This is a genomic window from Picosynechococcus sp. NKBG042902, from assembly GCF_963864045.1.
Classification (GTDB): domain Bacteria; phylum Cyanobacteriota; class Cyanobacteriia; order Cyanobacteriales; family MRBY01; genus MRBY01.
In genome coordinates this window covers 79,786-89,320 of record NZ_CAWLTV010000062.1, presented here as the reverse complement: position 1 = coordinate 89,320, position 9,535 = coordinate 79,786, and the positions used below count along the sequence as shown (strand labels likewise).

General features: G+C 51.1%; 12 protein-coding genes. 8 read left to right on the top strand and 4 right to left on the bottom strand.

Annotation, left to right across the window (positions count from 1 at the left end; translation table 11 throughout):
* Positions 1–169 precede the first annotated feature (169 nt).
* Genes AACR41_RS05020 through AACR41_RS05010 form a run of 3 tightly spaced genes read left to right on the top strand, consistent with a single transcriptional unit; the run spans position 170 to position 1,235 of the window.
* Positions 170–382, top strand: a complete 213-nt coding sequence (locus tag AACR41_RS05020) for a DUF2997 domain-containing protein (protein ID WP_012306429.1) — start codon at positions 170–172, stop codon at positions 380–382.
* A 40-nt stretch (positions 383–422) separates the two neighbouring features.
* Positions 423–806, top strand: a complete 384-nt coding sequence (locus tag AACR41_RS05015; protein ID WP_012306430.1) for a DUF1257 domain-containing protein — start codon at positions 423–425, stop codon at positions 804–806.
* Positions 807–809: 3 nt separating this feature from the next.
* The gene (locus AACR41_RS05010; RefSeq protein WP_030007600.1) at positions 810–1,235 is read left to right on the top strand and encodes a ferredoxin; all 426 of its coding nucleotides are present in this window, start codon (positions 810–812) and stop codon (positions 1,233–1,235) included.
* Between the two features lie 21 nt (positions 1,236–1,256).
* Here the strand turns inward: AACR41_RS05010 and AACR41_RS05005 are convergent, their stop codons facing one another.
* Complete coding sequence (locus AACR41_RS05005; protein WP_052349693.1) at positions 1,257–1,751, bottom strand: hypothetical protein; 495 nt, start codon at positions 1,749–1,751, stop codon at positions 1,257–1,259.
* Between the two features lie 97 nt (positions 1,752–1,848).
* Here AACR41_RS05005 and AACR41_RS05000 point away from each other — a divergent pair, with 97 nt between their 5' ends.
* From AACR41_RS05000 to AACR41_RS04985, 4 genes are all read left to right on the top strand, one after another.
* The gene (locus tag AACR41_RS05000; protein WP_030007598.1) at positions 1,849–2,517 is read left to right on the top strand and encodes a class I SAM-dependent methyltransferase; all 669 of its coding nucleotides are present in this window, start codon (positions 1,849–1,851) and stop codon (positions 2,515–2,517) included.
* 44 nt (positions 2,518–2,561) lie between these two features.
* Positions 2,562–2,741 (top strand): hypothetical protein, encoded by a 180-nt coding sequence (locus tag AACR41_RS04995; protein WP_065716088.1) that lies wholly within the window; start codon positions 2,562–2,564, stop codon positions 2,739–2,741.
* 75 nt (positions 2,742–2,816) lie between these two features.
* Positions 2,817–4,493 (top strand): DUF3352 domain-containing protein, encoded by a 1,677-nt coding sequence (locus AACR41_RS04990; protein ID WP_030007597.1) that lies wholly within the window; start codon positions 2,817–2,819, stop codon positions 4,491–4,493.
* A 123-nt stretch (positions 4,494–4,616) separates the two neighbouring features.
* A complete protein-coding gene (locus AACR41_RS04985) occupies positions 4,617–6,857 on the top strand; it encodes a serine/threonine-protein kinase (protein WP_223209942.1) in 2,241 nt (746 codons plus the stop codon).
* A gap of 76 nt (positions 6,858–6,933) precedes the next feature.
* Here the strand turns inward: AACR41_RS04985 and psbH are convergent, their stop codons facing one another.
* Positions 6,934–7,137, bottom strand: coding sequence for a photosystem II reaction center phosphoprotein PsbH (gene psbH, locus AACR41_RS04980; RefSeq protein WP_012306436.1), 204 nt, complete (start codon positions 7,135–7,137; stop codon positions 6,934–6,936).
* An 80-nt stretch (positions 7,138–7,217) separates the two neighbouring features.
* Between psbH and psbN the strand changes: the two genes are divergently transcribed.
* A complete protein-coding gene (gene psbN, locus AACR41_RS04975; protein ID WP_012306437.1) occupies positions 7,218–7,349 on the top strand; it encodes a photosystem II reaction center protein PsbN in 132 nt (43 codons plus the stop codon).
* 215 nt (positions 7,350–7,564) lie between these two features.
* Here psbN and AACR41_RS04970 read toward each other — a convergent pair whose 3' ends face one another.
* Both AACR41_RS04970 and AACR41_RS04965 read right to left on the bottom strand, forming a co-directional pair.
* A complete protein-coding gene (locus AACR41_RS04970; protein ID WP_315862040.1) occupies positions 7,565–8,314 on the bottom strand; it encodes a TIGR01548 family HAD-type hydrolase in 750 nt (249 codons plus the stop codon).
* A 254-nt stretch (positions 8,315–8,568) separates the two neighbouring features.
* Positions 8,569–9,315, bottom strand: coding sequence for a phycobilisome rod-core linker polypeptide (locus AACR41_RS04965; protein WP_030007594.1), 747 nt, complete (start codon positions 9,313–9,315; stop codon positions 8,569–8,571).
* Positions 9,316–9,535: the final 220 nt, after the last annotated feature.

Here is a 9,535-nt window from a genome sequence, read left to right as displayed (position 1 = left end):
AAAAATGAAAGGAATCTTACGATTTGCGGCGGCAAGCTACCCCCCCATTGTCGAGATTTGTTAAACTGCTGTAAACACAAATGTGCTGGAAAGTTAAGGGCAAAATTCTGTATATTGTCCCCCGCCAAATTGGTCAACTTTCCCACCATGCCAATGAGGAAGCGCACCCATGAACATGGAGACATTAGAATTCATCATTTACCCTGATGGCCGTGTCCAAGAAAAGGTCACAGGCATTGTCGGGTCTTCATGCCAAGAAGTGACCGCTGCGATCGAAGAGCAACTGGGTGTTGTTCTCTCCCAAGAACAAACCTCGGAATATTTTGCCCAACCGGTAAGCCAAACTGCAACGACGACGAACCCCGTCCAAAGCAATTGGTGATTTTTTCTGCAAACCTCTATAAATAGCCCCGTTAAATCCTATGTCTCATTTCAGCAATATCAAAACCAAAATCCGTAACTTGACTTCCCTCAAGTCTGCCCTCAAGGACATGGACATTGAGTGGAAAGAAGGCCCCAGTGCTGTGCGGGGTTATAAAGGCGATCGCCGCACCGCTGAAGTTGTCATCCAACAGAACAATGACTACGACATCGGCTTTAGCTGGAATGGCCATGAATATGAACTCGTCGCGGATTTGCAATATTGGCAGCAACCCCTAACCGTTGATGGCTTCCTCCAACGTCTTACCCAGGGCTATGCCTACCACACGATCCTCAACGAAACCAACAAACAAGGCTTCCAAGTCAGTGAACAGCAGAAAAACGAAGATGGCTCAATTCGCCTCGTCGTCCAACGCTGGAGCTAAGGTATGACCTTTGAAAATTCCCCCCAGCGGTCTGGTTTTGAGCCGGAGTTGGGGGGCTTTTTAAGAAATGACACAGAACGGTCTGGGTTTGAACCGGAACTAGGTGGCCTGCTGCGCCAAAAAGGGGTGTATGTGGATGAAACCACCTGCATCGGCTGCAAACATTGCGCCCACACGGCTCCCAACACCTTTTATATCGAAGAAGAACATGGTCGGGCCCGGGCCTATCGCCAGGATGGAGATGCTGAGGAAGTCGTCCAAGAGGCGATTGATACCTGTCCGGTAGACTGCATTCATTGGCTAGATTACACGGAACTAAAGGCCAAGGAAGCAGCCAGGAAAAACCAGGTGATTCGGCCCCTCGGTTTTCCCCAGGATGGGGCGGGTCAGGCGATCGCCCGCAAACCTAAACCCTCCCGGAAACCCTAAGCATTTTAAATTTTGCTTGGCTTATGGGTCTTCTGTAGCGGTGACAGCTTGATATTTGGCTTGGCAATAATCATCCAAAGCTTGGCCGATGGTTTGTTCTTCGGTGCCTGCGGTCTGGCTCAGGGACTGGGCTGTTTGGGCAGCTTCTAGGTCTTTGTCCTGGCGCGCTTTTACCATGGCATAGGTGGCTTCGGCCTGACGTTGGTAAATATCGCTAATTTGTGTTTGGTAGGTTTTCATCTGGCTATCCCGTAAGCGCAGTTGGGCGATCGCCTCGGCCCCCATTTTCAGGGCATCGGCCGCCTGGAGCCAACGCTCAAAATTAAAAGTTTGGGGAGCTTCTGCCGTTGGTTCGTTCTGGACAAGGGTCTGGGCTTCCGTGACAGTGCTTTGGATTTGCGCCAAAAGTTTTTGACAGTCGTAGAGGGCCGGGTCAATCCTTTGGCAAGCGCCAAGGCTCAAAAGACTGGTGCAACCGATGAGAGAAATCAGACGAAAGGGCGAGAACAAGGACATTACAGACGAATACTCAACATCGGCAGTGTAGCGAATTTTTTAGAACATTAGACAATCAGAATCAATCCGGAGATATTTTTTCAGGAATAAACGAAAGATGGCGTTAACAAGAATTTTAGAACCGGAAGTGATGGACGATCCCGCCGAGGCGATCGCCTACGATGCGATGGATTTTCGAGCGGTGAATCAAGATTTTGCGGATCTCGTGGTTACAACTTACCCCCAAGAAACCGCTTTTGTTTTAGATTTGGGCACAGGGACAGCACAAATTCCGATTTTGTTAGGGCAACAGCGCCCCCAATGGCAGATTAAAGGCACCGATTTAGCGCAGTCGATGCTCGCCCTGGGACAAAAAAACGTTGTGGCCGCAGGTTTAACAGCACAAATCGAGTTGGTTTATGCCGATGCGAAACATTTGCCCTGGCCCGGCCAAAGCTTTGATGTGATTATTTCCAATAGCCTGATTCACCATTTACCTGATCCGTTGCCCTGTTTTCAGGAAATGGGCCGTCTCCTCAAACCCCAGGGAAAAATTATCGTGCGGGATTTATTTCGTCCCGATAGCACCGACGCCATTGACCAGATCGTTGCTGCTGCCGAGGGGCCGGGTTTTGATGCGCGTCAACGGCAATTATTCTGGGATTCGCTCCATGCGGCGTTTACAGTGCCTGAAATTGAGGCGATCGCCACCGAAGCGGGCTTAACCAAGGCCCAAGTTTATCAATCTTCAGAACGTCATTGGACGCTGATTTTTCCCCAGCCTTAACGCCATGCAACAAGAAATAAATTTTTTAGCCTCAGTTCTGAGTCATGCGTATTCGAGAGAAAAACTGTGATTATTGCCAAACCATTGCGGCAGTTCGTTACCGAATTCAATATGATGCGAGTGAGCAGTGGGTGTTAGTTTGCCCTGATTGTCGGCGCGAGTTAGCAACCAATAATCCTAACTATCGCTACGGCGGCACCTGGAAGGCGAAGAAACGTAAATAAACCTTTTCGCGGTCGGGAATTTTCGATCCTCCCAGCACAATGGGATAATGAATGCCGTGCGTTTCTAGGCAGCCCATGAAATCTCGTTCCTTTTTTGTGTATCTCGGTCTTCTGGTGGTGCTTCTGCTCTCGGTGGGGCTAGGCAGTTGGTTCGCTATTTTTAAACAGAGTCCCTTACCTTGGTTGCAGGGTGGGGTGGCGCGGAATCCGGCAGCAGCCTTGTTTGTTCCCCGGCAAGCGCCATTGATGCTTTCGCTAGTGGTGAATCCAGAGAAATTAGCCGCCCTGGGCCTCGTGCAAACCCCTTGGGGTAAACGGCGGGCGACGCTCACGGAATTACAACAGGTGAAAACAAGTTTACTCAGTGCGACGGGGCTAGATTACAGCAAGCAGGTTGAACCGTGGCTGGGGGACGAGTTGAGCTTGGCGGTGACTACCTTAGATGTGGATCGCGATCCGAGTAATGGGGTGCAGCCAGGTTATTTATTGGTGGTAGAAGCACGGGATCAGGCCTTAGCTAAGGAATTTCTACAGCTTTCTTATACGGAACAGGCGATCGCCCCGGAAGCGGGTTTGACGTTTGATCAATATAAGGGGGTCAATTTAGTCATTCCCCAGGCGGACAGCCATCGGTTTGCCAGTGCGATTGTGGGCAATTATGTACTGTTTGCCAACGAAGCAAAGGTGCTACGCAGTGCGATTAATACGGTGCAGGTGCCAGATTTGAATTTGAGCCACGACCCGCAATATACAGAAGCCCTAGAAACCATTGACCGGAAACACATTGGCGTGATGGTGGCGAATTTACCCGCCCTCAGCGCTTGGATTGCCAACGATCCGACCCCAGAAGAACCGACCCTCGAACAACGCTTGGCGATCGCCATCGGTCTTCATCCAGAGGGGTTAGTGGCGGAAACGGCTTTGATTGGGGACACGGAACCTAGCCTGATGCCAGGGGCGACCACGGCACCGACCCATGTCCTCAACTACATTCCCCAGGAGGCGATGTTTGCCGTGGCTGGGCGAGATTTAAACGCTCTCTGGGGTGAAGCGACTACAGGGTTAAATCCGAAAAGTCCCTTATCCCAGATCTTGCAACAGGCGGTCGCCGCAATCCAAGATCCCCTCGGCATTGACCTCCCCGAAGATATTTTCGCGTGGATTTCTGGAGAATATGCCCTGGCCCTCGTCCCCGATGCCGAACGCAATGATGTGGAATGGCTCTTTGTGGCGGAACGACAACCGGAGGTCAACCTCGATCCCGTCATTGAACATTTTGATAGCTTGGCCCAGGAAAAAGGCTTAAGTGTGGGGCGTTTACCCTTGGGCGATCGCCGCGTCACTGCCTGGACAGCCATCGATACCCAAGACCAAGATGAGCTGGTACAACTCAATGCCGATGTCCGGGGGGCGCACCTCAGCGTTGACGAGTACGAACTCTTTGCCACTTCTGTAAAAACCCTCAGCCGGGCGATCCAAGCTAATACCGGGCGATCGCTCCTGAAAAACAAAGATTTCCAGACCAGCATTGCCCAACTGCCTCCCGAAAACAGCGGCTATCTTTTTGCCGATTGGCGTCAAGGTTCCCAACTGTTCAAAACCCAAGTGCCGATCCTGCGGGTGGTCGATTATGTGGCCAAACCCTTCTTTAACCATCTCCGCGCCTTTACCCTCACCAGTGCCGGCAGTACCCAAGATATTCGGCGATCAACCCTATTTTTCAACCTCTCCCCCAATCGTTTACAAAATTGAGACGGCCCCCGATTTGTGAAAGTCCCGATTACTATGGAACAAGGTGATCTTTTTGAAAATTTTGTCCTCCGGTAACCCTTGCCCCTGCGATTTTAATCTGTTGCTTTTATTTCCCCGCTGCCGATGACTGCTTCCCTATTGGCCCCCGGACACACCCTGCGCGGACGTTATCATATTCTCCGGTCTCTAGCCCAGGGAGGATTTGGGGCGACTTTTTTAGCAGAAGACCGCGATCGCCCAAAGCGGCCCATCTGTGTGGTGAAGCTCCTCAAGCCCCAAACCACCGACACAGAAACCCTAACAACGGCCCGGCGTTTGTTTGAAACCGAGGCAAAAATTCTCGATGAATTGGGTCAGCACCCGCAAATTCCCCAGTTGCTGGCTTATTTTGAAGAAGGCCAAGAGTTTTATTTAGTCGAAGAATATATTGAAGGACAAAGTCTCTGGGAAGAACTCCAGCAGCTCTCTCCCTGTCCTCCGGCAGGGGCGATCGCCCTTGTGCAAGAAATCCTGGAATTGTTGGTTTTTGTCCACGAGCACCAGGTAATTCACCGGGATCTCAACCCCAGTAACCTCATTCGCCGCCAAGCCGATCAAAAACTCTGCCTCATTGATTTTGGTGCGGTTAAACAAGTCACCCACCAATTTGCGACTACTTCCGGTCGCCCCACCATTGCCATCGGCACCCAAGGCTATATGCCCCTAGAGCAGATTCAGGGCTATCCCCGTTACTGTAGCGACCTTTATGCGGCGGGGATGATTGCGATTACGGCCCTGACGGGTACCGCCCCCGACAAAATTCCCCTCGATGCCCAAACCGGGGAAGTGCAATGGCAGGATCAAGTGGAAATCCCAGCAGAGGTCAGGCACTTTCTCTCTAAGATGGTGCACCATAATTGGCGCGATCGCTTTGGGACAGCCACAGAAGCCCAACAAGCCTTGCAGCCATTGGCGGCCCAGGAGACGCAGAAACCGCAAACGAGCACCCGTGTTTTGTCACCCGTAACGGGCAGCATTCAACACATTAAACAAACGGCGATCGCCCCCCTCAATTACCTCTCAACGGTCGTTTCCCAGCAATACCAGCGTTTGAGCGTTAATCACCAGGCAATCAAGGCCGCCCTTCTCGGTGTTGGCTTAGCGGCGTTGGTGGGCACTGGTCTGGGTGTTCATGCAGGGTGGCGGTGGTGGTCAGAGCGCCAAGCCCTGATGGCCCAATACGAACAGGCCCAACTGTCCCAATCTCAAAATCAACTGGAGCAGGCCCTCGCCCAATACCAAGAAATTTTACAGACTGTCCCAGACCATGAAGGAGCGCTTTTGGGAAAGGCCCAAGTCCTCCAAGCCCTCGAACGATTTGACGCGGCTTTAGGGGCCTATGATCAGCTATTAGAGGTTAATCCCCGCCGTTGGGAAGCTTGGTGGGGCAAAGGTAAAATCGCCAGCGATCGCCAACAGGACGACCAAGCCCTAACTTTTCTCGACCGCGCCATCCAGGAAGATGCCCGGCAAGCGGTGGTTTGGGAGACAAAGGCCCGACTTCATCTCCGTCGAGAAGAAACCGATGCCGCCCTTAGTAGTCTCGATGCGTTTCTCAGATTAGATTCCCAACAGGTCTGGGCCTGGTTTGAGAAGGGCTGGATTCACCACAATCGCGCCGAATATAATGCGGCGATCGCCGCCTACCAGCAGGCCCTCAAGCTTGACGACCGGAACGCCGATATTTGGTACCAGCAGGGCAATAGCTACAGCAAACTGCAACGGTACCGGGACGCCAAAGATGCCTATATCCGGGTGGTAGAACTGGAGCCAGACCGCGCTCCCGCCTGGTATAGCCTCGGCATGGCCCAGGAAAATCTCCGCAATTACACCGAAGCCCAGGATGCCTTTGCCAATGTCACTCGCCTCGAACCTAACAATGACCGGGCTTGGTATCACCTCGCCTGGAACGCAGAACAAAATGGCGATCGCCCCACGGCCATCAATGCCTACCACCGTGTCGTTGCCCTAAATAGCGAAGATCGTCCCAGTTGGCGCAGTCTAGGAAATTTACTCTATGACTCTGAAAATTACACCGAGGCGATCGCCGCCTACGAAAATACCCTCCGCCTAGACGATGCCGATGGAGATATTTGGGCGCGTTTGGGGAATGCCTACAAAGCGACGGGTCAGTACCAAGCTGCCATCAATGCCTACGACGAAGCGCTCCAGTACAAACCCAATGACCCAGATATTTTAGGCGATCGCCAGGATGCCCAGGAGCGTCTCCAGTGGGAACAAGCCCAAGATGATTTTAAAGAAGGAGCCGATAGTCTGAAAGAAGTGCTCCGGGATACCCTGCGGGAAATTGTGCCCTGGTTATAGCGACCGACCACAAAAAATCCGGGTAGACCCGGATCTCAGCAGAAAAATGGCTTCAAAAATGGTGATTGGCAAATCCTTAGAAACCAAGGGCAGTCCAATCCACTTCAAAACCTTCGAGAATCAGAGAAGAATTGTAGATCTGGAGAATAATAAGCAGGAATACTAAAAACAACGCCATGAAGACGCCCATGAGCGGCGTGGTGCCCCAACCGGGAGCGACTTTACCGTATTCAGAATTCAAAGGCTTGAGAATATCTCCCAACCGAGTACGCTGTGCCATAGGATTCGTGTATCGTAAAGGATTTTTGTAATGTTCCGTAATATTATAGAGGAAGAGTCATCATAAACTGAGATACACCTATGGATTCTGCAACAGTTCTTAGCATCGGCATTGCGGTGGTTGTGATCGCCGTAACAGGGTTTTCGATTTACACAGCCTTCGGGCCTCCTTCGGTAGAACTTGAGGATCCCTTTGAAGATCATGAAGATTAAGCGGGCAGCTACCCTTTAACATCAAGCCCCATGGCTCTTCTGCCTGGGTTATTTTTCTCCCCAGTCTCGCTGTCATCATAAAACCCTTTTTGAGATGTCTTTTTATACCGTCACAATCTGACGCACTTCAACTAGCTCACTTGAAATAAGTTGATCAGGCAGCCTCCGGGCTGTTTTTCTTGGGGGATTGCTCGAAATTCTGGGTTTTAAAAACGTCAAAATAGTTGTAATAAAACCTCAGGCAATAGCTCTTGCACTCCTGGGAGAACAATATTGGCCCCGACATCCTGCAAGTTAGAGGCATACATATACTCCTTGTCGTCACCAGTCTGGGCGTGGGGCGGAATCACCCCAATGGCTCGCCATCGTCGTTGGGGCTGCTGGCTGATGGCATTGGTAATGGTGCGCATATCGGCAGCGGTATCTCCCACGTAGGCGACGGGGGTCTGGGCAGATGCGGCTTCGAGTTGGGCGATCGCCGCGAGTAATCCCTTGGGATCAGGTTTTTCGGGGGCATCTTCCATGGCAATGAGCACAGGATTTTCTAAGCCCAAACGACCTTTTAGTACGTGTTCAGCAGAACCCCGCATGGCACCACTAAAAAAGCCCCAGGCAATATCGGCAGCGGTGAGGGCCTCAAAATAGGCTTTGGTGACGAGCAACGGTTCATCGTTGATATACCCATCAAAATTGTGACCCCGGTATTTGCGCTGGAAAAAAGCGACGAGCTCTTTAAAATTGATAGGAATCGTCTCGTCCCAACGGCGGATCAGTTCCTGGGAGGCTTTCCAATCGTTATTCCAAATGGCCTCGGCCTTGAGACTATCGATTTCACCATTGCTGGGGCGATATTCCCCCTGGGTGTAATGTTCAACGGTATCGGCGATCGCCCGCCGGTAGGACTGACTCACATCGCGAATCACCCCGTCGATATCAAAAATCACAATCCCCTTCGCCATGGTCATCACCTCTGTTGCAAAACCTATCGCTGTACTTATCGTCTCGTTTGCTATTTTCCCAAGTCTTTGACTGAAAACAAAATCAGATTTTTTCTGTTCCCTTGGGGGCTTGGACAAAGGCTCAATACCCCATAACAAAATTACCGCCCCTTAATATCAGTCCAAACAACATAAAATTGCTCAAACTAAGATTAAAGACGGTAATTCAATTTTTTAGAACAAAACAATAACACCCCATGGGGTGCTAGAAGCTGTCCGTCTTAGTTGCGGTAAGGCACTGCGGCAAGGCTGATGTCTGCGGCGGAAACCCGAACGTTGACTTTGGGAATCTGGGCAGAACGCGCCATGTTGAGGAAGAGAGCGGGATCGCCAGCTTGGGGCACCCGGTCGGGAGTCCGGAAACGACGGACTGCATTTTGCCAAACCACTTGGGGGAAGCCCAACTGGGAGCGGTAGTAAGCATCGTAACGGGGAGACTTGATGTTAAAGGGTGTCTCACCTTGCTCACGGCTAGCGAGGCTACGGCGGCGCTGGTAGGGCACCGTGTCATAGCCGAAGTTTTCCATATACTCATCAGTGTTGAGGAGTTGGTCAACAAAGGCCGCTAGACCCTTGGTGCAGATCACGATTGACCAGGCAATTTTTTCCTGTTCGCTGAAGGGATCGCGACCGAGTACCCGTTGGATACACTGCTCAACAAAGCGATAGTTACTGTTTTTGTTATAGAAGCTATCGATGAAGGTTTCCGACAGCAACAGACCCCGAATGAAGTCACGGACAGTGATTTGACCGTTGCGCAACTGGGATTCGAGTAGCTGCTGGCGATCGCACTTAAAAGCGTGGAAGAAAATTTGACGATAGGCAGCGTTGATGAGAACGTCAAAGTCAGAATCGCTAATGACGTTATCGGTTGTAAAAACAAAAGGCTGCTCGTCGCCACCGACGGTATACCCTGCTACCCGAGTGTTTTGACTCGAGGGGGCGTATTGTAATAAAGGAATTGTCAAACCAGACCTCCGTTATATCAGAAGACTTTAAAAAATAAAATTTCTTACTGATTAGCATAAGGGAGTCAGGGGCTATCCCTCGGAAAGATTAAAAAATATTACAGAAGTTAACGTTTATTTCCCGCGCCCTAGGGCCGCAGTAGCTTGCTTTTTCGGCAAAACTTGATCAAATAAGGGTCTATTCTGGGGCGATCGCCGGGGCCATTTCCTTAAGATAAAA